Raw genomic sequence first — 23,543 nt, forward strand, 5'->3', positions numbered from 1 at the left:
TGTTATGTCCTTGGTTGCGTAGTTTAGCAGGACATAACGTAGTTACCTTTTTTTACAGTTTGATGAATTTCACCATAAATTATTGCATCTGCACCTAATCCTGCTCCGTCACCTTCTCCTTTAGCGGAAAGCGACGGCGCACGACGACAAAGAACAGCGGTACAAAGAAGATGGCGAGGAAGGTGGCGGCTAGCATGCCGCCGATCACGCCCGTTCCCACCGCATGCTGGCTGGCAGAACCCGCACCGCTGCTGGTCGCCATCGGTAACACACCGAAGATAAACGCCAGTGACGTCATCAAGATAGGCCGCAACCGCTGGCGGGAAGCCTCCAGCGTGGCCTCAACCAGATCCTTTCCTTTCTGGTTCATCTCGTTGGCGAATTCCACAATCAGGATGGCGTTCTTCGCCGATAGCCCGACCACCGTCAGTAGCCCAACCTGAAAATAGACATCGTTTTCCAGACCGCGCGCCCAGGTCGCCACCAGCGCCCCGAGTACGCCCATCGGCACCACCAGCATGACGGAGAACGGCACAGTCCAGCTTTCATACAACGCAGCCAGACACAAGAACACCACCAGCAGCGAAATCGCATACAGCGCCGGAGCCTGCGCCCCGCTTAGGCGCTCCTGCAAAGACATCCCCGTCCACTCCACCCCAAAGCCTTCCGGCAGCTTCTCCACCAGCGATTCCATAATATTCATCGCCGTACCGGTACTGACGCCCGGCGTGGCCTCGCCGACAATTTCCAGCGACGAATAGCCGTTGTAGCGTTCAAGGCGCGGCGATCCCGTTTCCCAGACAGTCTGTGCAAACGCGCTGAACGGCACCATGCCGCCGCTGTTATTACGCACATACCATTTACTGATATCGTCCGGCAGCATGCGGAATTTCGCTGCCGCCTGCACGTAGACTTTCTTCACGCGGCCACGATCAAGGAAGTCATTCACATAGGTCGACCCCCAGCCCGTTTTCAGCGTGCTGTTAATGTCGTCTACCGATACGCCCAGCGCCTGTGCTTTGCGCTGATCGATATGAATCCGCAGTTGCGAACTGTCATCCAGACCGTTATGGCGCACACGCGTCAGTTCACGGTTACTGTCAGCCATATTCAGCAGTTGATCCCGCGCGGCCATCAGCGCATCGTGCCCCAACCCACCGCGATCCTGTAACCGCATAGCGAAGCCCGCAGCGCTGCCCAAACCGTTGATAGACGGTGGGCTGCTGGCGAACACGCGAGCTTCCTTGATCTTGCGAAATTCTTTAGTGGCGCGTTCGATGACGGCAAACGAACTGCTCTCCGGCGTGGTGCGTTCGTTCCAGTCTTTAAGGCTCACAAACAGCCGCGCCACGTTCTGCCCATTTCCGCCCGGCCCTGAGCCGATGGTGGAAAACACGGATGTCACCGTGTCTTTTTCCTGCGTAAGGTAATACTGCTCGATTTTGTTGACCACCTGTAAGGTCTGCTGTTGCGTCGCCCCAGGTGGAAGCTGTACCTGAGTCGTGAACACGCCCCGATCTTCCTGTGGCAAAAACGAGGTTGGCAGCCGGAAAAACAGGAAAGCCATAATCCCGATAATACCCATATAAAGCAGCAGCCAGCGTCCGCTGTTTACCAATATCTTGCCGACGCCACGCTCATAGCCCAGCGACGTGCGGGTAAAGCTCCGGTTAAACCAGCCGAAGAAACCTTTACGGCCGTGGTGCTGGCCTTTGGCGAGCGGCTTGAGCAGCGTCGCACACAGTGCAGGCGTCAGAATCATCGCCACCAGCACCGACAGAATCATTGACGTCACAATCGTGATGGAGAACTGACGATAAATCGCCCCCGTGGTGCCGCCAAAGAAAGCCATCGGCACAAACACAGCGGACAGCACCAGCGCAATCCCGACCAGCGCCCCCTGCACCTGCCCCATCGATTTTCGCGTCGCTTCACGTGGCGATAGCCCTTCTTCGCTCATTACCCGCTCTACGTTTTCAACCACCACGATGGCGTCGTCCACCAGCAGGCCAATCGCCAGCACCATCGCGAACATTGTCAGCGTGTTCAGGCTAAAGCCGAAGGCATACAGCACAGCAAACGTACCGAGCAACACCACCGGCACTGCAATCGTGGGAATCAGCGTGGCGCGGAAATTCTGCAAAAACAGGTACATCACCAGAAAGACCAGCAGCACCGCTTCAAATAGCGTTTTCACCACATCAGTAATGGAGGCTTTCACAAAAGGGGACGTTTCGAAGGCAATTTTGGCTTCCAGCCCGTGGGGGAAGTAATGTGACAGTTCTTCGATGCGTTCTCTGACGCGCTTATCAGTTTCCAGTTCGTTAGCGCCAGACGCTAACTTAACGCCCAGCCCAGATGCAGCCTGACCGTTAAAGCGGCTGAGAAAATCATAGCGTTCGGCACCGAGTTCCACTTCCGCAACATTGGCCAGCGTGACGGCAGACCCATCTTGATTGACGCGCAGCGTGATATCACGGAACTGTTGCGGCGTCTGTAGCAGAGATTGTGCGTTGATCGTGGCGTTAAGCGCCTGATTATCCACCGACGGTACACCGCCAACTTGCCCTACCGAAACCTGACTATTTTGCGATTCGATAGCCCGCACAACGTCGCTGGTCGTCAGCGAATAATCCATCAGTTTGGCTGGGTCCAACCAAATGCGCATCGCATACTGCGATCCATAGGAATCGACCTCGCCCACCCCGCTGATGCGGCTGATCGGCTCCTGAATATTCGTCGCGACATAATCGGAGATATCCTGTTTGTCCATGCTGCCATCAGTAGAGACAAACGCGACCATCAGGATATTGGTGTCGCCGGTTTTACTTACGGTGACGCCCTGCTGCTGCACGTCCTGCGGCAGCTTACGGGTAGCGGATTGAAGTTGATTTTGCACCTGCTGACGGGCTTCATCGGGGTCGGTGCCCGCTTCGAAGGTCAGCATGATTCGGGCCTGCCCGGTATTGCTGCTGTCCGAGGACATGTACATCAGGTTATCCAGCCCGGTCATGCTCTGCTCGATAACCTGTGTCACGGTATTTTCCAGCGTCTGTGCCGACGCACCGGGATAGCTAGCCGTGATCCTTACGCTAGGCGGAGCCAGATCGGGGTATTGTTCTAGCGGTAATGACTTGATCGCCAACATACCGCACAGGCTGAGAAGGATAGCCAGCACCCACGCAAAAATAGGACGGTCGACAAAAAAGTTCGCCATCTCTTCTACACTCCTCAGCCATATTTTAATGTGGCTGCTTCATGAGCAGCCTACTTATGTTCGATCAGAACTGGATTCACTAACCCCAGAGAAAAACCCTGTATATAGGGTGCTGAATTACCTTAACTGCCAGCGTCGGCTAAATCGTGGAGAAATTGAGGAGAAAATGTAAATTATCGTCGGCTACGCCTGAGCGAACGCGATGACCTGCTCGGTAAAAGCATCAGGATGCGAGATAAACGGCGCATGCGCGGCTTTTGGCATCACCACCGACGTCGAATTCGGCCACTCATCATCCAGCCGCCCTGCCACCTTGCGCGGCACTAATCCGTCTAACGCGCCATAGAGCCGCAGGAGCGGCACGGTCAAGTCGGCTAACGGCTGGCGTAAATCCGCTTCACGCAAAATTTCCAGTCCGCCGTTCAGCACGTCAACTGACGGCATCGGCTGTTCCAGTACCACACTTTTTAGCAGTCTTGCATCCTGCCGTGCGTTCTCCGTTCCCAGCGTTTGCAGCGCCAGAAACCGCTCGACCGTGCGCTGAAAATCTTCGCTGAGCTGCTGCTGAAAGCCCTGTAAGACGTCCGGTTTGATACCCGGCCAGTCATCCTGCGCGCTGAAGCAGGGCGACGACGCCACGGTAATCAGTTTTTCCACCCGCGAAGGTGCGCTCAGCGCAATTTGACTGGCAACCAATCCACCCAGTGACCACCCCAGCCAAACAGCACGTTCCGGTGCCTGCGTCAGCACAATGTTCGCCATGTCACTCAGAGGCATCGGCCCGAACCCCTGACTTCTGCCATAGCCCGGCAGATCGACCAGATGCAGACGAAAATGCGGAGCGAGTCGCACAACCATGCTCTGCCATACCTGCGCATTCAATCCCCATCCGTGCAGCAACACAAGATCCGTATTTCCTGCGCCTTCGGTCTGCCAATACAACGCTGCCATCCGTTATCTTCCTTTCTCAGGGAAAAACCGTATTTAGGGAAAGAATATGTTAACCATCGCAGCACGCTGCTGGCTATGTTTATTGCCGCTTCACCGCAGCCAGCAGGGAATTTGTTCGTACTGTCAGCGTCATTTTCCCCGTTTTCCCACCTGCTGTCCGCGTTGTGGTTTGCCCACAGGCGACATAACACGTCAGTGCGGGCGCTGTCTGCAAGACCCGCCGCCTTGGCAATCGATGACCTTTATCAGCGACTACGCGCCGCCGTTCAACACGCTGCTTAAGCATTTCAAGTTTCACGGTAAAACCGAACTGGCAGCAGTACTCGCGCGACAGCTGTTATTACGCTGGCAAATGACCTATCGCGAGCGAAAGCTCACTGGGCAGGTTCCCCTATTCCGCCCCGATCGTCTGTTCACCGTTCCCCTGCACCGAAATCGCCAGTGGCATCGCGGTTTCAATCAGACCGAACTGCTCGCTCGCCCTCTCGCGCACTGGCTGAACTGCGCTTACGACCCACGCGAGTTGCAGCGCACGCGACGCACGCCGTTACAGCAAACGCTCAGCGCCAGCGCGCGGCGAAGAAATCTGCGAGGTGCATTTTCCTGTGATGTTCCGCTGTCCGGGCAGCAGGTGGTTTTACTGGATGATGTGGTGACGACGGGCAGCACCGCAGCCGAAATCAGCAGGCTGTTGCTGGCTCAAGGCGCGGCGGGCGTTCAGGTCTGGTGTTTGTGCCGAACCTTGTAGTCAGGGGGAGGATGGGCGTATTATAACCGATAAGTGCAGTCAACTATCGAGCTTACTATTATGATCCGTATTACCGATGCTGCTCAGGAGCATTTCCTGAAACTGTTGGCAAAACAGGAAGAAGGCACACAGATTCGCGTATTTGTTATCAATCCAGGTACGCCAAACGCCGAGTGCGGAGTTTCTTACTGCCCACCGGATGCCGTAGAAGCCAGCGATACCGTAGTGAAGTTTGAAAAAATTTCCGCTTACGTGGACGAGCTTAGCTCCCCTTATCTGGAAGACGCTGACATCGACTTCGTGACCGACCAGTTAGGTTCTCAGCTCACGCTGAAAGCGCCAAACGCCAAAATGCGTAAAGTGGACGACAGCGCCCCGCTGATGGAACGCGTTGAGTATGTGCTGCAATCGCAGATCAACCCACAGCTGGCTGGCCACGGCGGCCGCGTGACGTTAATGGAAATTACCGATAACGGCTTGGCGATCCTGCAATTTGGCGGCGGTTGTAACGGCTGTTCTATGGTCGACTTCACGCTGAAAGAAGGGATCGAGAAAGAGCTGCTGGAGAAATTCCCCGAGCTGAAAGGCGTGAGAGATCTCACCGAACACCAGCGCGGCGAGCACTCTTACTATTAATCCTCTACCCTGCTAATTTATCTTTGCTTTTCCTCCCAGACTCAGGGGAGGAAAAGTGTTCGTTCTGTTGTTAGGCTTTTTGCGTTTTCATCGGCGCGCCGCGGCGTAAATCCACATCCCGAACCAGTCGTTCAAGGCAGCGGTCAGCAAAGATCGATTCCAACGGACGCGTCAGTTTGCGCCGCCAGTTGGGGTATTCACGATTGGTGCCCGGTACATTGACTGGTGTGGCCATATCTAGCCAATCTTCCAGCTGAAACCCAACCAGTGCACATGCACTATCCGCGACATAACGGTGAACACCACGGCTCAGCGGTGTGCCCATCGTCGTTAGCGCCGAGTTGCGGCCAACACGCTGCGGTAGTAATCCAAATTCGTGCAACGCATTGAGCAGCCCCTGTTTCGCTTTCTCACGTTGCTGCATCTGCTCCTGCAACAACGACTCCGCAGGGTAAAGCCCTAGCTCGCGCCCAAGCGATAAATCCACCGTTTGCCAGTAGCCGCGCAGCGTTGGAAGGTCGTGGGTGGTGATGGTTGCCATCGCCTGACGTGGATAATCTTCGGGTGCACGGAAGTGATTCTCTTCGTCCTTTTCAAAGAACAGCACCTTGTAGGAATAGATACCGTAGTCATGCAGTTTACTGACAATTTCCGGCGGCACGGTGCCTAAATCCTCACCGATAATCAGGCAGCGATGACGCTGGCTTTCCAGCGCCAGCACCGCCAGCAGATCGTCAACCGGATAATGCACATAAGCCCCGCTGCCCGCCGACTCCGCTTTGGGGATCCACCACAGGCGTAAAAGCGCCATCACATGATCGATGCGCAATGCACCGCAGTGCGCCATGTTGCTACGCAGTACGTCGATAAAAGGTTGATAGCCCCGAAGCTGCATCATGGTGGGGTTCATCGGTGCAAGCTGCCAATTTTGCCCCTGCGGCCCAAGCGGATCCGGCGGTGCCCCGATAGAAGCATCAAGACAATATAGCTGTCGTTCGTCCCACGTTTCCGCGCCGCCCTGTGCAACGCCAACGGCTAAATCGCGATACAGGCCTAACGGCAGGCCAAGCTGCTTACTGTGCGCATAACAGTCCGCTAATTGCTCATGCGCCATCCATTGTAGCCAGCTGTAGAACGTAATCTCATCGCTGTTTTCACGGCGGAATGACTTCACTGTCTCACTGTGCACATCATGATAGCTGGCGGGCCACTGGTGCCAGTCCGCATAATTCTCGCCCTGCTTTTTCAGGTAGGCCTGCAACGCATCAAACGTCGCCTGGAGTTGCAGGCTCTGCCCGCCGCTGACGACAAATTGACGAAAGGCGCTAATACGCGGATCCAGAGTACTACGGGTAGTAAAGTAACGAAACGCCAGCCGCAAGGCAGCCAGCTTAAGCTGCGTAACCGGTTCATAATCGACCCAGCGACCCGCCCGCAGCGATGTGATCGCACTTTGCGTCTCCTCACGGTGCCACCACGCCTGCGCTTCCGCGCTCTGCTGGAAATCATCAACTCGATTCACATCGATATAAATAATGTTCAGCCAGTGGCGGGATGAAGGACTGTAAGGACTTGCAGCCTCTGGCAGCGCGGGATACAGAGAATGCAGTGGGTTCAACCCCACGAAGGCACCGCCACGCCGGGCAATTTGTTCTACCAGTTGGCGCAGATCGCCGAAATCCCCCACGCCCCAGTTGTTCTGCGAGCGCAAGGTGTAAAGCTGGACGGTAACGCCCCACCAGCGTTTTCCCTGCTGTAAGGCTTCGGGTTCATAGCAACGGTGCGGCGCGACAATAATCCGGCAGCTCCAGCGCTGGTCGGCCTGCGTCAGCGTCAGGTAGTGGTAGCCCAGCGGCAGCACGCCCGGCAGAGCCAGCGTTGAGCCGCCCGTTATCTGCCCTTGAATTTGCCCGCCATTTTCATACATCAGCGTCCAGAAGTATTCACCATGACCAGCAAGCTTGATGACCGCATCCCGGCCTTGCAAAAAGACACGAACAGGCGGCAAGGGCGCATTGCCGCTATCAGAAACGTCCATCATTTCCTGAATCTGATTGATGATTGCGGCCGCAACAATGTGCTCTTTGCCATAGGCATCGGTATAGCTTTCCGCGATGCCTGTCTGTTGGCTTGCCAGTTTATCCACCTTGAATACCCTCTCCTTTTCCTAACGATGCGCCTGCCAAATGCGCGTCTGGTAATCATGAATCGCTCTGTCCGAACTGAACATCCCCATTCTGGCAGTATTCAGCACACAACGGCGCGTCCATTCATCCGGCTCACGGTAAAGCGCATCAACACGCTGCTGCACCTCACAATACGGTGCAAAATCGGCCATTAACATATAGGGATCGCCCAGTTTCAGCAGGCTATCCAGCAGCGGGGCAAACGCGTCTTTATCACCCTGACTGAACGCGCCGCTCGCCAACTCGTTCAGTATTTCACGCAGCAGCGGCGTCACAGCAAGGTAGTCAGACGGCTTGTAGCCCTGAGCCTGTAACGCTTTGACCTGTTCCACGGTGTGGCCGAAAATGAACAGATTGTCTTCGCCGACCTGCTGCGCCATTTCTACATTCGCCCCGTCCAACGTACCGACGGTCAACGCCCCGTTCAGCGCCAGCTTCATATTGCCAGTACCGGACGCTTCTTTACCTGCCGTCGAAATCTGCTCAGACACATCAGCAGCAGGAATCATCCGTTCAGCCAGCGATACACGATAGTCCGCCGGGAAGATGACCTTTAGGCGATCGTTAACGCGGCGATCTTGGTTAATGACTGCAGCGACCCGGTTAATGGCATAAATGATGTTTTTCGCTAATACATAGCCCGGTGCGGCTTTGGCACCGAACAAAAAGACGTGCGGCACTATATCCAGATGCGGATTGTCACGCAATTGACGATATAGCGCGAGAATATGAAGTAGATTCAAATGCTGACGCTTGTATTCATGCAATCGCTTGATTTGCACGTCAAACAGCGCCTGTGGATCGACCACGATGTCATACTGCTGGCGGAGATAGGTCGCCAGCTGCGTTTTATTATCGGCCTTAATTTGTCGATAACGCTCACGAAAGCCAGCATCGTCAGCATAGGGTTCCAGCCCTTGCAGCGCAGGCAAATCATTCACCCACGGCGTATACAGCGTGTCGTCGATCAACGCAGACAGCGCCGGATTACACTGCTTCAACCAGCGGCGTGGCGTAATACCGTTGGTGACGTTGTGGAATTTGGTCGGCCACAACTGGTGATATTCAGGGAACAGATCTGTTACCACCAGCGCCGAGTGCAGTGCCGCCACACCGTTGACGGCAAAGCAGCTCACGACGCACAGGTTCGCCATGCGAATCTGGCGCTGGTGGCGGATGGCCAGCTTCGCCCATACTAGCCGATCGCCGGGCCACTTGTCCTCGACCTGCGCCCTAAACTGCGTATCAATCTGTCGGATAATCGACAGGTGGCGAGGAAGCAGGCGGCTAAACAGCCGTTCATCCCAGCGCTCAAGCGCTTCCGGCATCAATGTATGGTTGGTATAGGCAAAAGTGCGTCCGGTTATCGACCAGGCTTCATCCCACGACATCTGATGCTCATCCAGCAGCAGACGCATCAATTCAGGGATCGCCAGCGTTGGGTGAGTATCATTAAGCTGGATGACTTCATAATCCGGCAACGCAGATAACGCACGCCCCGCGTTAAGGTGGCGGCGCAGGATGTCAGCTACCGAACAGGCACAGTGGAAATACTGCTGCATCAGGCGCAAGCGTTTGCCTGCCGTATGATTGTCATTCGGGTACAGCACGCTAGTCAGGCTGGCGGCGGAAATGCCCGCCTGCGCCGCACGCAGATAGTGACCTTCATTGAATAAGGTTAGATCAAACGGGTCACGATGCGTGGCACGCCACAGGCGCAGCGGCTGCGCGGCACCGTTGTGATAGCCAATCACCGGTAGGTCACAGGCCTCACCCCTGAAAACCGTATCAGGCAACCAGCGCAGGCTCCCGTCGGTTTGGGGTTGCAAACGCCCGCCAAACCCAACATCCACCGCCAGATCCGCTCGCGGTAAAAGCCACGGGTAGGTGTCACGTTGCCAGTCATCGGCCGTTTCCTGCTGCTGTTCTTGCGCAAAATGCTGACGAAACAGACCATACTGGTAATTGAGGCCGTAACCCGTTGCAGGCTGCCCCACCGTCGCCATTGAATCCAGAAAGCAAGATGCCAGCCGACCTAATCCACCGTTGCCTAAACCCGGATCGGTTTCCTGCTCCAGAATATCACTCAGGTTCAGCCCTTGCTCGGCCAGCGCGGTGGCTACCGCGTCATACCAGCCCAGATTCAGCAGATTGTTGCCCGTCAGGCGGCCGGGCAAAAACTCCATCGAGAGGTAGTTCACATGGCGCTGAGGTGTATTGGAAGCAGGAGGCGTTGGCGATGCGGTGTGCGTCAGCAACTGTTCTGCCAGCGCAAGGCTGACGGCACGCCAGCACTGCACCGGTGTCATCGCCTTCAGGGAAGCAACGCCACCGAGCCGCTGCTGACGAAGCAGCGAGGCGGCAAACTGTGGTGCATCAAAAGCGATGGCAGAATGAGTGGGGGAAACGGGTTGCGTCAAAGCATCTGACTTTTTTGCAGCCACTGAACGTTTTGACAATCCTGACTTTTCTGAAGAACCAGACTTGTTTGAAGAATCTGACATCGTGCCTCCTCCTTTGTCCATCATGGAAAAGGCACATCGGACTTAACACAACTCCAACTGTACCTTATGTTGTTCAATGATTTTCAGTACGCTGGGTGGTGGTGACTGGTCGGTAAAAAGATAGTCGATCAAATCCATGTTACCCAAATTCACCATCGCATTGCGGCCGAACTTGGAATGATCTGTCACCAGCATGACGCAGCGAGAATTTTCAATAATCGCCCGTTTTGTACGCACTTCATGGTAATCAAACTCCAGTAATGACCCATCCATGTCAATACCGCTGATGCCCAAAATGCCGAAATCCAGACGGAACTGAGAGATAAAATCGAGCGTCGCCTCCCCCATAATACCGCCATCGCGGGTCCGCACTTCGCCACCAGCCAAAATCAGGCGAAAATCCTCTTTTGCAGTCAGCAGTGTTGCCACATTCAGGTTATTGGTGACCACACGCAGATCCTTATGCTGCATCAGCGCATAGGCCACCGCTTCGGGCGTGGTGCCGATGTCGATAAACAAGGTAGCCCCGTCTGGAATCTGGCTCGCCACCCGACGGGCAATGCGCGCTTTTTCATCCGACCACATCATTTTACGGTCATGATAAGCCGTGTTAACTGAACTGGACGGCAAAGCCGCACCACCGTGGTGACGATGGATTTTATTCTGTTCAGCCAGATCGTTCAGATCGCGACGGATGGTCTGCGGGCTCACCGCAAAATGATCCACCAGTTCTTCAGTACTGACATACCCCTGCCGACGCACCAGTTCAATAATGGCGTCATGCCGTTGTGTCTGCTTCACATTTATCCCCTAAGACGCCCCGATTTACCGAGGGTTTGTTTTATTATACGTGTCCCAAAAGGCCATCAATAGCCCGACAATCAGCCCTGCCACATGCGCCGCATTCGCGATCGACATGCCTAAAATATCGAAATATCCGGCGACCAGCCACAGTAAAGCGAAGGCCATCAGACTGCGCGGCATGGATAAATAGCCGTCAGGCTCTCTTTCCCCTCGAAGCCAGACATACCCCATCAGGGCATAAACAACGCCGGACAGGCCACCAAAATAGGTGCCGCTACACCAGGATTGCGCCCAGCCGCTAACCAGCGCAGAAACCAGCGCGATGACCAACAGCTTGCCGGTTCCCAACACTTTTTCAACCGGCCCCCCCAGATACCACCACCACATCAGATTGAACAAAATATGCAGCAGAGAAAAGTGCAACAAAGCATGACTAAACCAGCGCCACAGCTGTAGTTGCTGTCCTTCTGCTGGGAACGCGAGCCACGTCATCACGCTCTCATAACCTGAAACTTGCATCAGGATGAACACCGCAATCGTCACGACCATCACGGATAACGTCAGCGGCCCTGCTTTTTGCTTCAGCGTTTGCAGGTAAGAATAACGCTGGTATTGAATACCAGTATCCATCGATCCCGTTTGCCAGCTCGCCGCCAGATAGCGCGGGTTTGTCGGGTCGCGCAGAAAAATCTCCAGCGCTTCCTGAACCTTGCCCAGTTGGGTTTCATCTTCCAGCCACAGTTCAGCCTCATGCCCTTGAGGCCGCATCTCCAGATAGACCTGCTGCGTACGCATGTAATCAACAAATGCCTGAGCCAGACGCGGGTTGGAGAGAGCAATAACGCGAATCATCATAGCGGAAAGCGCCAGTTGGTAGGTTGGGTTAGGAACATGATAATAATGATTATTTCATCGTCATGCGATCAGACTTGCGCCTGCGTGTCTTGCGGGTAGCGATGTTGCCAGGCTTCAAAGCCACCATCGATACTGTACACCGAATCGAACCCCTGACTAATCAGGTACTGTGCGGCATTGCGGCTGCTAATCCCGTGGTAGCAAATCACCATGACGGGTGCTTCGAAGTTAGCTCCACGCACAAAGTCAGGCAGCGTTTCGTTCGTCAGGTGCGTCGCGCCGGGAACATGGGCGACGGCAAAGCTCTGTGGATCGCGAATATCAACGACAACGCCCCCTTCCTGCCAGCGGGAATGGGCTTGCTCAATACTAATAGCTTCAAATTGTTCCATCGAAAGTGACAACCTTGTTAATAATGGACAGGGTGTTAGTAACAACTGGCGTCATTGTAACCCGCCTTCGGCGGCATAAAACCTATGTGATTATAAGGTTATTTATAAAAACAGGGGTTCATTAACGTGAGTCATGACGACAAAAAATGGTAACGATATGACACAGACCTACTGGAACCGCATGGTGCCTGAACTTACAGTGACAGACTTTTCCACCTCGCTGCATTTCTACGTGCACATACTCGGCTTCACCATAACGATCCGCCGTGAGAATCCAGATTTTGTCTATCTCAGTCTGGGCGAAGCACAGCTAATGCTGGAAGCGTTTCACGATGGAGGATGGAATACGGGAGATCTCGTCAAACCTTTGGGACGGGGTATCAATCTTCAGATAGAGGTGGACGACGTGATGCCGTTATTGGACAGTCTGGCGCATCATCACATTCCGCTTTACCGACCACTCAAAGATAACTATTACACAATAGAAACCAGCAAAGACGCGACAGGACCACGCGAAGCATGCCAGCGAGAGTTTTTAGTTCAGGATCCCGATGGTTATCTCTTACGCTTCAGCCAGTATATCGAGCAACCGTAGCTCCCTACCCGGCTATGCCGCCAAAAATAGCCCTAATAACCCTTACTTTAATGTGACAACTATCATCATATTGTTAGCTTCATCACGCATAAATGTTTTTATTTGGTTAACCATTAGCTGATTTGTTTGTTTTCGATTATTATAATGCTCGAAAACGAACATTTTGATTTATTCGAGGGTGGAGGAAGAAACGTGGAAACCAAAGATCTCATCGTTATCGGCGGCGGAATTAACGGTGCAGGCATCGCCGCAGATGCGGCTGGGCGAGGGCTATCAGTCCTGTTGTTGGAAGCGCAGGATCTTGCCTGTGCCACGTCCTCTGCCAGCTCTAAGCTGATTCACGGCGGCCTGCGCTACCTTGAGCACTATGAGTTTCGTTTGGTCAGCGAAGCACTGTCTGAACGCGAAACGCTGCTGAAAATGGCTCCGCACATTATTTTCCCAATGCGCTTTCGTTTGCCCCATCAGCCGCACCTGCGTCCAGCCTGGATGATTCGTATCGGCCTGTTCATGTATGACAACATTGGCAAACGCGTCAGCCTGCCTGCCAGTAAGGGACTGAAATTCGGTGCAGATTCCGTTCTTAAGCCTGAGTTGAAGCAAGGCTTTGAATATTCTGACTGCTGGGTGGACGATGCGCGTCTAGTGGTGTTAAACGCGCAGGAAGTGGCAAAACGCGGCGGAGAAGTCCGCACCCGCACCAAAGTTACCCGCGCTCGCCGTGAACAAGGCGTGTGGATTGTGGATGCCGTTGACTCACTGACCGGCGAAACCTTCACCTGGCGTGCCAAAGGCCTGGTGAATGCGACCGGCCCGTGGGTGAAAGAATTCTTTGATGACGGCTTACAGCTGAAATCGCCTTACGGCATCCGTTTGATCAAAGGCAGCCACATCGTGGTGCCAAGAGTCCATAACCAGCCGCAGGCGTATATTCTGCAAAACAAAGATCACCGTATTGTATTCGTGATCCCGTGGCAGGATGACTACTCGATCATCGGTACGACCGACGTAGAGTACAAAGGTAATCCGCACGATGTGAAGATCGATGACAACGAAGTCGGCTACCTGCTGGATGTGTATAACGACCATTTCAAACAGCAACTTACGCGTGACGATATCGTCTGGACTTACTCCGGCGTGCGCCCACTGTGCGATGACGAGTCCGATTCTCCACAGGCGATTACCCGTGATTACACGCTGTCGGTAGACGATGACAACGGTCAGGCTCCACTGCTTTCCGTGTTTGGCGGCAAGCTGACGACGTACCGTAAACTGGCAGAGCACGCGCTGGACAAGCTCCACAAATACTATCCTCAGGCGGGTAAAGCCTGGACGAAAGATGCGGTACTGCCGGGCGGTGATATCGCTGGCACGCGTGATGACTACGCCGCCGCGCTGCGTCGCCGCTTCAATCTGCCTGAATCACTGACGCGCCGTTACAGCCGTACCTACGGTTCAAACAGCGAACTGATTCTGGCAAACGTGAAAGGCCTCAGCGATCTGGGTGAAGATTTCGGTCATGACCTGTATGAAGCCGAACTGCGCTATTTGGTCGAGAAAGAATGGGCGGTCACGCTGGACGACGTCATCTGGCGCCGCACCAAACTGGGCATGCGCTTTGATGACGCGCAGAAACAACGCATCAGCGACTGGTTAGTCAGCTACCGCCAACAACAGATGGCAAAAGCGGGTTAATCGTTCCTATCTTTACTTCTCGATCAGGCACCCTGATCGAGAAGCCTCCCCACTATAAATAGCAGACGTCAAACATCCGCAACATACTCATATCGTACCCTGCCCTCAGATGATGATCAGGCCTTTTTATTCGCCGCCTAACTTATTTTTAATGATATTATTTCAATATTAATCAATAAGCTTGCTTATTTTTAGTCCTTTCTTTGTGCTATTGGTTCCATGAGCATCTTGCTATCCTTTTCCCGTACTTTCTTTCTCAAAGGGAATATCGTCAGGGATGTCACAGGGATCGTTTTTATTATTCTGCCTACCGCCTAAGACACGCGCTCTGCTTGCTTTCTACGGTGTGAAACACCGAATCGCTGTTCAACCTAAATTCTCTGCACTTTTCTCTGAAGCCGCGCTCTTTCTCGCGCGGTGTTTGGCCAACGTGAGCTGTCGTGTGAGCAGACCCAGACCAGAACTCAGATTTTCATATTAATCAGGATAGCGACGTGCCGCTCCGAGGGAACCTGAGGCGTGCAGTAGCCATGGTCACAACACAAAAACAACAAGGAGAGGCCGATGGCAAACAGTACAGGATTACAGTTCACCGTAAAGGTTGGCGCTCTGGAGGCTGGCACTTTTGCGGTGGTGGACTTCAGGCTGGATGAGGGGTTGAATTGCCCCTTCAGCCTGTCGCTGAGTCTGGCGAGCGCGTTGCCGGATGTGGATTTTGGTGCGGTGCTGGACCAGCCGTGCGAGCTGATGATTTGGTATGAGGGCGAGTTAAAACGCCGAGTCAGCGGGATTATTAGTGGATTCACGCAGGGTGACACCGGATTTCGGCGCACGCGCTATCAGGCGGAAGTCCGTCCGGCGCTGTGGCGACTGGGTCTGCGCACCAACGCCCGCATCTTTCAGGCGCAGAAGCCGGAAGCGATTATCGGTGCATTGCTGGAAGAAGCAGGCGTTACCGACTACGCCTTTGCGCTGCGCCATGAGCACGCGGTGCGGGAATACTGCGTACAGTATCGGGAAAGTGATTTAGCGTTTATCACCCGACTGGCGGCGGAGGAAGGTCTGTACTTCTTCCACGAGTTCGAGGAAGGCAAGCATCGGGTCGTGTTTGCCGATGATGCGGGGGCGCTGACCAAAGGGCCTAAGCTGTTCTTCAATCTGGCGACACAGGGGTTAAGTGAGGGCGAATATGTCCGGCGTTTCCACTACGCGGAGCGAGTGAGCACGGCCGAAGTGGAACTGAAGGACTACAACTTCAAGACGCCGGCTTACGGGCTGTCACACAAGAAGATGAGCGGTGAGCTGGCGCACCAACGTGAAAGTTATCAGCATTACGACTATCCGGGGCGCTATAAACAAGACCCGAGCGGCAAGGCGTTCAGCGGTTACCGGCTGGATGCGCTGCGGTCAGGGGCGGTGACAAGCGAAGGGGAATCCAACTGCGCGGGGCTGATGCCGGGCAATACCTTTACCCTGACGGAGCACCCGAATGCGACGCTGAACGCGGTGTGGCAGACGGCGAGCGTGACGCACGTCGGGCAGCAGCCGCAGGCGCTGGAAGAGGAAAGCGGCGGCGAACCGACAACCATAAGCAACAGTTTTGCGGTGGTGAAGGGCACAACGACGTGGCGCGCTGCGATGCCGTACAAACCGATGGTGGACGGCCCGCAAATCGCGACGGTGGTCGGTCCGGCGGGTGAAGAGATTTACTGCGACCCGTACGGTCGGGTAAAACTGCAATTCCCGTGGGATCGCTATGGCGCGAGCAACGACCAAAGCTCTTGCTGGGTGCGCGTCAGTCAGGGCTGGGCGGGTGGCCAATACGGCATGATCGCTATCCCACGCATCAGCCATGAAGTGATTGTCAGCTTCCTCGAAGGTGACCCAGACCAGCCGATTATCACCGGGCGTACGTTCCACGCGACCAACCGTCCTCCTTACGACCTGCCTGCGCACAAGACGCGTACCGTGCTACGCACGGAAACTCATCAGGGTGAAGGATTCAATGAGCTGCGCTTTGAAGATCAGGCCGGGCAGGAAGAAATTTATATTCACGGGCAGAAAGACCTGAACGGCCTGATTGAGAACGATGTTGTCTGGCACATCAAACATGATGCCCACACGGATATTGATAATGAGCGGGTAACGCGAATCAAAGCCAACGATCACCTGACGGTCGAGAACGAGAAACGTGATCATGTTAAAGGGGATTACTCACTGAGCGTCGATGCCTCGATGCACCAGAAACTGGGGCAGGCTTTGCTGGTTGAGGCCGGACAAGAGGTTCATCTTACATCTGGCAACAAGATAGTGCTGGAAGCCGGGGCTGAACTGACGCTCAAAGTGGGTGGCAGCTTCGTGAAGATTGATCCCAGTGGCGTGACGCTGGTTGGCCCCAGCATCAAGATGAATTCAGGCGGCAGCCCCGGTTTTGGTTCTGGCTGGGCAGGTCAAATGCCCACCTTTCCGGGGGCGGTTGAGGTGGTTAAAGCGCCCCAACCGCCACAGGTGCCACCTCTTGAAAAACCAGTCTGTATTCCCTGTCTGCTACGCGCCATGGCGCAGGGCGATGCGTTGGTTCAGGGAGAATAAGATGCTACCCAAAGCAATCTGGCACCAGAATGCCTGTGTCGTCCTGCTGGAAGGGGCTTACCTCACCCCAGAGCAGCGGGTACGGTTGAGTGAAAGGCCATTTTTACCGCTCTATTTTCATGATGACGTGTTTGAACTGATCAATCTTGGACCCTGGCTTTGGCATTGTCCGCAATCGGAAGAGAGATTACTGGCTACGCTCGTTCAGCAGGGGCATGTGGTTGGCCTGCTGGAGAGCGACCAACCCCTCAGTACCTTGCAAAAGCAACTGGCTTTGGGTGTGAGGGTGATTGAACCCGAAGGGCAATTTAGCCAACTGCTGCGATTCTACACACCGCAGGCGTTGCCTCTGCTTATCGAGCAATACGACGCCCCGTGGCTCGGTGGGCTTTTTGGGGGGATCGACCGCTGGTGGTTACGAGAGAATGACGGCAGTTGGCGCGAACTGAGTCTGTCGATCCCTCCCACTGAACCTGTTCTGGTTAAATTGACGCCTGAGTTATATCAAGCGTTGCAGGGCTCACCTGATGAACATCGCCTGCTGGCCCTGTGGCAAGAGGGGGAAAACATCAGGCATTTTCCCCCTTGTGAAAGAATGCGCATGGTCCGCAAGGCATTGGAGAAAGCCGAAAAAGCTGGCGCGACAGAGGCACAACGACGGCTGTGGGCATTAGCCTATCTGGAAGGTGGCCGTCAGGCGTTGGAAGAGCAAAAGGGACGAACATGAGCGCGACAACCGGTTTGATAAGAGCAATCTCGGGGCTGATAACGGCGATATGGCAGATATTACCGCGCTGGGGGCGGTGGCTGGCGAGTATTCTGCTGGTGCTCTGGCTGGGCTGGACGTTCCTGATTCAGGAGCGACATGGCGGGGCGTCATTGGTTGTTATGTCAGTAATGGATCGCCCGATTAGCTATGCCTATGTCAACGGTAATATGGGGGGAAATACAGATGCATTTGACGGACGAAATGCGGGGGGAAAAACCGCAGGCCCTTACCGGATAGGCGGAGATACGGCCAATATTAAATGGGAACTTGCGATGACTCGCAAACAATATAACGAGCTTGGATATCGTCCAGAGATCCATGCTGTAGTCTTACCGATGCCTAAACGAGAGAAAGGGCAGAATGATTTCTGTGTGCTGTTTTTGCCAGATAACAAGCCGATGATACGTTGGGCCTATCGTTGTCACCTTGATATGCAGGATGTAATAAATCCTTATCGGACAAGGAAGTTGTAATGGTGGATTGGGATGATCTGGAGTGTCGCGTTGCGCGTGAAGAGAGCCGTCATCAGGCAGGCGTGATGGCTACCCGGCGCGTAACAAAGGAATTGAATCAGCAAGAGCAAAAGGGACGAACATGAGTGCGGCAAACGGTTTGATAAGAGCAATTTCGGGGCTGATAACGGCGATATGGCAGATATTACCGCGCTGGGGGCGGTGGCTGGCGAGCATTCTGCTGGTGCTCTGGCTGGGCTGGACGTTCCTGATTCAGGAACGGCACGGTGGGGCGTCGATCGTGGTTCATTCAGTGATCGATCGTCCCATTAGCTATGTGTATGTCAACGGCAATATGGGAGGAAATACCGATGCGTTTGATGGGCTTAATACGGGAGGCAGTTCTGCGGGCCCCTATCGTATAGAGGGAGATACAGTAAAGATCAAATGGGAACTTGCGATGACCCGCCGACAATATGATGAGCTGGGCTATCGCCCTGAGATTCATACAGTTATTTTATCCATGCCTAAGAGGGAAAAAGGGCAAGATAATTTCTATGTGCTGTTTTTGCCGGATAACCAGGTGATGGTGCGCTGGGTTGGATGGGGTATCCCTGGTATGAAAGATGTAATTGATACTTATCGGACAAGGAAGTTGTAATGATCGATTGGGATGATCTGGAATGCCGCGTTGCGCGTGAAGAAAGCCGTCATCAGGCAGGGATAGGTACTTGTTCATTGGCGTTACAGATCGGTTTTTTCTTCGATGGCCTGAAACGCAATATCAATGTGGATGAAGAGAGCCAGCGTCTGACTAACGTAGGGCGCTTGTTTCGTGCTCACTCTTTTGAGATCAAAGCCAGCCTCACATCTGCATATTCATCTGCCAAAATCTATGTTCCCGGTTTAGGTACCCTCCTTGACGATACGCCGTCCGAAAGGTTGGACAGCATTCTGGACGCCAGACAGCAGGCGTTGCCTGAAGATTATGCCGATGCACTGGTTGAGCAGGGCAAAGAAACGGCGGTCGATACTGTTAAGGGCGTTTTCAAAGAGGACTGGAGTCAGGTGCTCTCCAATAAGCTGGGCGACCTGGTGACCATGAAGAGTGGCTTCGATGCCACGGTATCTGCGGCCAAAAAGGCGGCGACCCGCGCACTGCTCGAAGCAACCGAACCGATTCGGGATAACCCGATAGTGGCCGAGTTGCTAATGACCGGCGTCGATGCGCGGGTGGATTTGGCTAAAAACAAGTTCAAAGAAAGCATCGTACTGAGTAAAAAAGAGAATCAACTGCCCATCAAACTGGTCCAGATTTCGGTGTTCGGTGCCGATCTGGGTGCCGCGTTAGCCCGACGCTTTATCGATGAGCTGCTGGAGTCGGTCTGTACCAAAGTAGGAAACGAATACCGCTACGAAGACAGTAAGGTTGAAGTAATTTTTGCTGGCCTGTTCGACTGCACGCGCCGCAGTTCGATGGATATGGGTGATACCGTAGCTACCATCTCTGACGGGGCGGGATTAGTTGCCCGACACCCTGTTGTTGGGCTTATCACCACGGCCTTTGGCGCGAAAGTGATTACGTTCGATAAACCCCTTCATCCCGCCGTAAAAAAAGCGTTGCACCTGATCGCGGCACATGAACGGCGAGAATATCGTCCTCTGTTGCCTTTGGGACCGCTCCGGTCCGGCTGGCGTGAAGTGCTCTGCCCCGGCATCAGTGAAGATGTGACGGGCGGGCTGTTACCCGACGAACAGCGCCCCAGTGCCGAACTGTGTCGGGTACCACTACGACAGATGTATGAAACCGCACGTCGGGCTCAGGTGCCTTTTCCTAACTTCTCCATCCTTGATGCTAAAAACCCACGAGTAGCCCAGTATTTCATCATGCAGGATAGTCGGCTGGGTTACTCCGCGAAAAAATACAGTGAGTACTACAGCAAATGGGTGGGGAAAATGAACCCGACACCGGAAGCGTTCGAACTGCATATGATCCACTACTGCTTTTGGCTGGGGGAAAAATTGCATGACTATAAAATACTTCGCCAAAACGTGAGTGGAAGCGAGCGGGATAAACTCAACGCGCAGTGGGGATGGCTAATACAGGTCGGGCGCGATGCGGAAAACGTGTTGAGAAGCAGAGGGCTGAGTCGGCAGATGTATCGGGGGGCCGATTTGGTGAAGTTCTTTAATGGCATTAAGCGGGTGCCTCGTGAGGCGGATATCTTCTTCAATTATTTTATGCACGATTTTACGTCTGAGGAACTCAAGTTCGCTACGCTGAACGAGCAGGCGAATACGATGTTGAGGAACAATAATTTCTTCGTCCCGCGTGGAATAGAGATATTGGCTGTCGATGACGAAGCCGCAGCATGAGCGTTGCAACAAGCCTGACCCTCTGCCTTCTCACGGTCATACTCGGACCATCAGCAGTGGTTCATCCTGTGTGTTCATTGATAGCAAACCCGCTGCACGTTCTGGGGATGAAGTAAGTTGCGGTGGCGTATTGATTCGTGGGGGAAGTGTGAATATAGGCTGATATACCACATCCCCTCCTTAGTAAACAGGCGTTCATTGAACGCCTGTTGTCTTTTTAAGAACTAGCCATCAATAGCAGAACCCTTTTCTCATCACAGCCGTATCGGTTTGATATTCCAGATATCTTCTGCATATTCGCCGATAGTACGGTCAGACGAGAAATAGCCCATGCTGGCAATATTCTGGACAGCACAGCGCGCCCACTCGTCCTTATTCTGATACAGCTCATCAACCCGATCCTGCGTATCCACATAGCTGCGATAGTCTGCCAGTAGCTGGTAGTAATCACCAAAATTCACTAGTGAATCAAACAGATCGCTGTAGCGTCGGCTATCATCAGGGCTGAAGACACCCGTGGTGATTTGCGTCAGCACGCGGTGTAGCTCTTCGTCCTGATCGTAATATTGCCGTGGGTTATAACCGCTCTGGCGTAGCGCTTCGACCTGATCGGCCGTGTTGCCGAAGATAAACATATTCTCTTCGCCAATATGTTCCAGCATTTCGACATTCGCCCCATCCAGCGTGCCGATCGTCAGCGCACCGTTCAGTGCAAACTTCATGTTGCTGGTCCCGGACGCTTCCGTCCCCGCCAGCGAGATCTGTTCAGAAAGATCCGCAGCCGGAATGATCAGCTGTGCCAGGCTCACGCTGTAGTTTGGGATGAATACCACCTTCAACCGATCGTGCAGTGCCGGATCGTTATTGATCACCTTCGCGACGTCGTTGATCAAGTTAATGATGTGCTTCGCCATGTAATAGGCCGATGCGGCCTTGCCCGCAAAGATGGCGACGCGCGGAACACGTTCAACCTCGGGATCGTCCTTAATGCGGTTATAGAGCGTGATGATGTGCAACACATTCAACAACTGCCGTTTGTATTCGTGAATACGCTTAATCTGCACGTCAAACAAGGACTCAGGGTTAACCACAATATTCAGATTTTCCGCCATATAGGTCGCTAAACGCACTTTGTTCTTTAGCTTTACCTTACTGATTTTCTGCACAAACGCCGGATAATCGATGTGTTGTTTAAGTTCACTCAACTGGCTCAGATCGGTGCGCCAGGTCTGCCCTATTGTGTCGTCCAGTAGTTTGGATAGCGACGGGTTGGCCAGCGCCAGCCAGCGCCGCGGCGTCACGCCATTGGTTTTATTACAGAAGCGGTTGGGGAAGATTCGGGCGAAGTCGGCAAACAAGGACTGCACCATCAGATCCGAATGCAGCTCCGATACACCGTTCACTTTATGACTGGCGATCACCGCCAGCCACGCCATCCGTATTTTACGCCCGTTGTTTTCATCAATGATGGAAACCCGCGCCAGCAGCTCGTTGTCATCGGGGATTTCTTTCTGCACGTATTCCAGAAAATGCTCGTTGATTTCGAAAATCAATTGCAGATGGCGCGGCAGGATTTTACCCAGCATATCGACGGACCAGGTTTCCAACGCTTCCTGCATCAGCGTATGGTTGGTGTAGGAAAAGACCTTCTTCACTACGGCCCACGCTTCTATCCACTTGAATTTATGCTCATCGATCAGCAAACGCATCAGCTCAGGGATGGCCAGCACCGGGTGAGTATCGTTTAGGTGAATGGCAAATTTTTCCGCCAAATTGGCGTAAGTCTTATGCATCATCCAGTGGCGATTGAGAATGTCCTGCACCGTAGCGGAAACCAGGAAGTATTCCTGACGCAGGCGCAGCTCGCGACCAGAGTAGGTGGAATCATCGGGATACAGCACGCGCGACACGTTTTCCGAGTGGTTTTTATCTTCCACCGCCGCAAAATAGTCGCCCTGATTGAATTTACCCAGATTGATTTCGTTACTGGCCTGCGCACCCCACAGGCGCAGTGTGTTGGTGGCATCGGTATCGAAACCCGGAATGATTTGGTCGTAGGCGCACGCGATAACTTCTTCCGTTTCCAGCCAGCGTAACTTGCTGCCTTCCTGCTGGATACGCCCCCCAAAACGCACTTTATAGCGCGTGCTGTGGCGCGGGAATTCCCACGCATTACCGTATTCCAGCCAGTAGTCCGGTGACTCTGCCTGCTTGCCGTTAACAATGTTCTGTTTGAACATGCCGTATTCGTAGCGAATACCGTAGCCGCGCCCCGGCAGGGCCATCGTCGCCAGCGAATCGAGGAAGCAGGCAGCCAGACGCCCCAAACCGCCGTTCCCTAAGCCGGGGTCATTTTCTTCCTGTAGCAGATCGTCCAGTTCCAGCCCCATGCCATCCAGCGCCGCTTTCAGATCTTCATACAGCCCCATCGCCAGCAGCGCGTTCGACAGCGTCCGCCCCAGCAAAAATTCCATCGACAGGTAATACACCTGTCGCACATCTTGAGACAGCTGTGCCCGGTTCGAGCGTAGCCAGCGTTCCACCATGCGGTCGCGCACGGCCAGCAGCGTGGCATTCAACCAGTCATGTTTATTCGCAATCGAGGGATCTTTCCCCACGGTAAACATGAGTTTGTAAGCAATAGAGTGTTTCAGCGCTTCCACACTGATCGTTGGCGAAGTATAGATAAACGGCGAGTTCATAATATTCATTCCCAAGTGAGTGTTACCCTACCCTGTCGTTTTCAGATTGCACAAGGATGACGCGCAGTG

General features: G+C 53.9%; 18 protein-coding genes and 1 pseudogene. 11 read left to right on the forward strand and 8 right to left on the reverse strand.

Annotated features, from left to right (window positions below; all coding sequences use genetic code 11):
- Positions 1–94 precede the first annotated feature (94 nt).
- Positions 95–3,217: a multidrug efflux RND transporter permease AcrD gene (gene acrD, locus GZ59_RS20105; protein WP_011095603.1), complete on the reverse strand. Its 3,123-nt coding sequence runs from the start codon at positions 3,215–3,217 to the stop codon at positions 95–97.
- A gap of 183 nt (positions 3,218–3,400) precedes the next feature.
- Complete coding sequence (bioH, locus tag GZ59_RS20110; RefSeq protein ID WP_039294096.1) at positions 3,401–4,168, reverse strand: pimeloyl-ACP methyl ester esterase BioH; 768 nt, start codon at positions 4,166–4,168, stop codon at positions 3,401–3,403.
- 46 nt (positions 4,169–4,214) lie between these two features.
- On the opposite strand from bioH, the gene gntX reads away from it, so the two are divergent.
- Entirely contained in the window at positions 4,215–4,916 is a 702-nt protein-coding gene (gene gntX / locus GZ59_RS20115) for a DNA utilization protein GntX (RefSeq protein ID WP_039294099.1), read from the forward strand.
- 60 nt (positions 4,917–4,976) lie between these two features.
- On the forward strand, positions 4,977–5,552 hold the full coding sequence (gene nfuA / locus GZ59_RS20120) for a Fe-S biogenesis protein NfuA (RefSeq protein ID WP_039294102.1): 576 nt from the start codon (positions 4,977–4,979) through the stop codon (positions 5,550–5,552).
- Positions 5,553–5,622: 70 nt separating this feature from the next.
- On the opposite strand, the gene malQ is transcribed toward nfuA, so the two are convergent.
- The 5 genes from malQ to glpE form a co-directional block, all read right to left on the reverse strand.
- Complete coding sequence (malQ, locus tag GZ59_RS20125; RefSeq protein ID WP_039294103.1) at positions 5,623–7,698, reverse strand: 4-alpha-glucanotransferase; 2,076 nt, start codon at positions 7,696–7,698, stop codon at positions 5,623–5,625.
- A gap of 21 nt (positions 7,699–7,719) precedes the next feature.
- Positions 7,720–10,242 (reverse strand): maltodextrin phosphorylase, encoded by a 2,523-nt coding sequence (gene malP / locus GZ59_RS20130; protein ID WP_100675267.1) that lies wholly within the window; start codon positions 10,240–10,242, stop codon positions 7,720–7,722.
- 42 nt (positions 10,243–10,284) lie between these two features.
- Entirely contained in the window at positions 10,285–11,043 is a 759-nt protein-coding gene (locus GZ59_RS20135) for a DeoR/GlpR family transcriptional regulator (protein ID WP_005969330.1), read from the reverse strand.
- 24 nt (positions 11,044–11,067) lie between these two features.
- Positions 11,068–11,901, reverse strand: coding sequence for a rhomboid family intramembrane serine protease GlpG (glpG, locus tag GZ59_RS20140; protein ID WP_039294106.1), 834 nt, complete (start codon positions 11,899–11,901; stop codon positions 11,068–11,070).
- Positions 11,902–11,969: 68 nt separating this feature from the next.
- Positions 11,970–12,293: a thiosulfate sulfurtransferase GlpE gene (glpE, locus tag GZ59_RS20145; RefSeq protein ID WP_039294108.1), complete on the reverse strand. Its 324-nt coding sequence runs from the start codon at positions 12,291–12,293 to the stop codon at positions 11,970–11,972.
- 181 nt (positions 12,294–12,474) lie between these two features.
- Between glpE and GZ59_RS20150 the strand changes: the two genes are divergently transcribed.
- The 9 genes and pseudogenes from GZ59_RS20150 to GZ59_RS23155 form a co-directional block, all read left to right on the forward strand.
- Positions 12,475–12,888 (forward strand): bleomycin resistance protein, encoded by a 414-nt coding sequence (locus GZ59_RS20150; RefSeq protein ID WP_011095611.1) that lies wholly within the window; start codon positions 12,475–12,477, stop codon positions 12,886–12,888.
- A 192-nt stretch (positions 12,889–13,080) separates the two neighbouring features.
- A complete protein-coding gene (glpD, locus tag GZ59_RS20155) occupies positions 13,081–14,583 on the forward strand; it encodes a glycerol-3-phosphate dehydrogenase (protein WP_011095612.1) in 1,503 nt (500 codons plus the stop codon).
- Between the two features lie 564 nt (positions 14,584–15,147).
- Complete coding sequence (locus GZ59_RS20160; protein ID WP_039294110.1) at positions 15,148–17,175, forward strand: type VI secretion system Vgr family protein; 2,028 nt, start codon at positions 15,148–15,150, stop codon at positions 17,173–17,175.
- Position 17,176: 1 nt separating this feature from the next.
- Positions 17,177–17,902: a DUF4123 domain-containing protein gene (locus tag GZ59_RS20165; RefSeq protein WP_011095614.1), complete on the forward strand. Its 726-nt coding sequence runs from the start codon at positions 17,177–17,179 to the stop codon at positions 17,900–17,902.
- Positions 17,899–18,417, forward strand: a complete 519-nt coding sequence (locus GZ59_RS20170) for a membrane protein (protein WP_011095615.1) — start codon at positions 17,899–17,901, stop codon at positions 18,415–18,417. Before GZ59_RS20165 ends, GZ59_RS20170 begins: the two co-directional genes overlap by 4 nt.
- On the forward strand, positions 18,417–18,542 hold the full coding sequence (locus GZ59_RS23970; protein WP_258042068.1) for a hypothetical protein: 126 nt from the start codon (positions 18,417–18,419) through the stop codon (positions 18,540–18,542). The genes GZ59_RS20170 and GZ59_RS23970 overlap by 1 nt, the downstream gene beginning before the upstream one ends.
- Positions 18,539–19,057 (forward strand): DUF3304 domain-containing protein, encoded by a 519-nt coding sequence (locus GZ59_RS20175; protein ID WP_011095616.1) that lies wholly within the window; start codon positions 18,539–18,541, stop codon positions 19,055–19,057. Before GZ59_RS23970 ends, GZ59_RS20175 begins: the two co-directional genes overlap by 4 nt.
- Positions 19,057–20,772: a DUF2235 domain-containing protein gene (locus GZ59_RS20180; RefSeq protein WP_011095617.1), complete on the forward strand. Its 1,716-nt coding sequence runs from the start codon at positions 19,057–19,059 to the stop codon at positions 20,770–20,772. The genes GZ59_RS20175 and GZ59_RS20180 overlap by 1 nt, the downstream gene beginning before the upstream one ends.
- A gap of 16 nt (positions 20,773–20,788) precedes the next feature.
- Positions 20,789–20,935: pseudogene (locus GZ59_RS23155) on the forward strand (PAAR domain-containing protein); the annotation flags it as partial.
- 91 nt (positions 20,936–21,026) lie between these two features.
- Here the strand turns inward: GZ59_RS23155 and glgP are convergent.
- Entirely contained in the window at positions 21,027–23,474 is a 2,448-nt protein-coding gene (gene glgP / locus GZ59_RS20185) for a glycogen phosphorylase (protein WP_011095618.1), read from the reverse strand.
- Positions 23,475–23,543 lie beyond the last annotated feature (69 nt).

Source organism: Pectobacterium atrosepticum, assembly GCF_000740965.1.
Classification (GTDB): Bacteria; Pseudomonadota; Gammaproteobacteria; order Enterobacterales; family Enterobacteriaceae; genus Pectobacterium; species Pectobacterium atrosepticum.

Bases quoted from the DNA above. Each gene is read 5' to 3' on its own strand.
- acrD (WP_011095603.1), bottom strand. From the start codon at position 3,217: ATGGCGAACTTTTTTGTCGACCGTCCTATTTTTGCGTGGGTGCTGGCT.
- bioH (WP_039294096.1), bottom strand. From the start codon at position 4,168: ATGGCAGCGTTGTATTGGCAGACCGAAGGCGCAGGAAATACGGATCTT.
- gntX (WP_039294099.1), top strand. From the start codon at position 4,215: ATGTTAACCATCGCAGCACGCTGCTGGCTATGTTTATTGCCGCTTCAC.
- nfuA (WP_039294102.1), top strand. From the start codon at position 4,977: ATGATCCGTATTACCGATGCTGCTCAGGAGCATTTCCTGAAACTGTTG.
- malP (WP_100675267.1), bottom strand. From the start codon at position 10,242: ATGTCAGATTCTTCAAACAAGTCTGGTTCTTCAGAAAAGTCAGGATTG.
- glpG (WP_039294106.1), bottom strand. From the start codon at position 11,901: ATGATGATTCGCGTTATTGCTCTCTCCAACCCGCGTCTGGCTCAGGCA.
- glpE (WP_039294108.1), bottom strand. From the start codon at position 12,293: ATGGAACAATTTGAAGCTATTAGTATTGAGCAAGCCCATTCCCGCTGG.
- GZ59_RS20150 (WP_011095611.1), top strand. From the start codon at position 12,475: ATGGTGCCTGAACTTACAGTGACAGACTTTTCCACCTCGCTGCATTTC.
- GZ59_RS20160 (WP_039294110.1), top strand. From the start codon at position 15,148: ATGGCAAACAGTACAGGATTACAGTTCACCGTAAAGGTTGGCGCTCTG.
- GZ59_RS20165 (WP_011095614.1), top strand. From the start codon at position 17,177: ATGCTACCCAAAGCAATCTGGCACCAGAATGCCTGTGTCGTCCTGCTG.
- GZ59_RS20170 (WP_011095615.1), top strand. From the start codon at position 17,899: ATGAGCGCGACAACCGGTTTGATAAGAGCAATCTCGGGGCTGATAACG.
- GZ59_RS23970 (WP_258042068.1), top strand. From the start codon at position 18,417: ATGGTGGATTGGGATGATCTGGAGTGTCGCGTTGCGCGTGAAGAGAGC.
- GZ59_RS20175 (WP_011095616.1), top strand. From the start codon at position 18,539: ATGAGTGCGGCAAACGGTTTGATAAGAGCAATTTCGGGGCTGATAACG.
- GZ59_RS20180 (WP_011095617.1), top strand. From the start codon at position 19,057: ATGATCGATTGGGATGATCTGGAATGCCGCGTTGCGCGTGAAGAAAGC.
- glgP (WP_011095618.1), bottom strand. From the start codon at position 23,474: ATGAACTCGCCGTTTATCTATACTTCGCCAACGATCAGTGTGGAAGCG.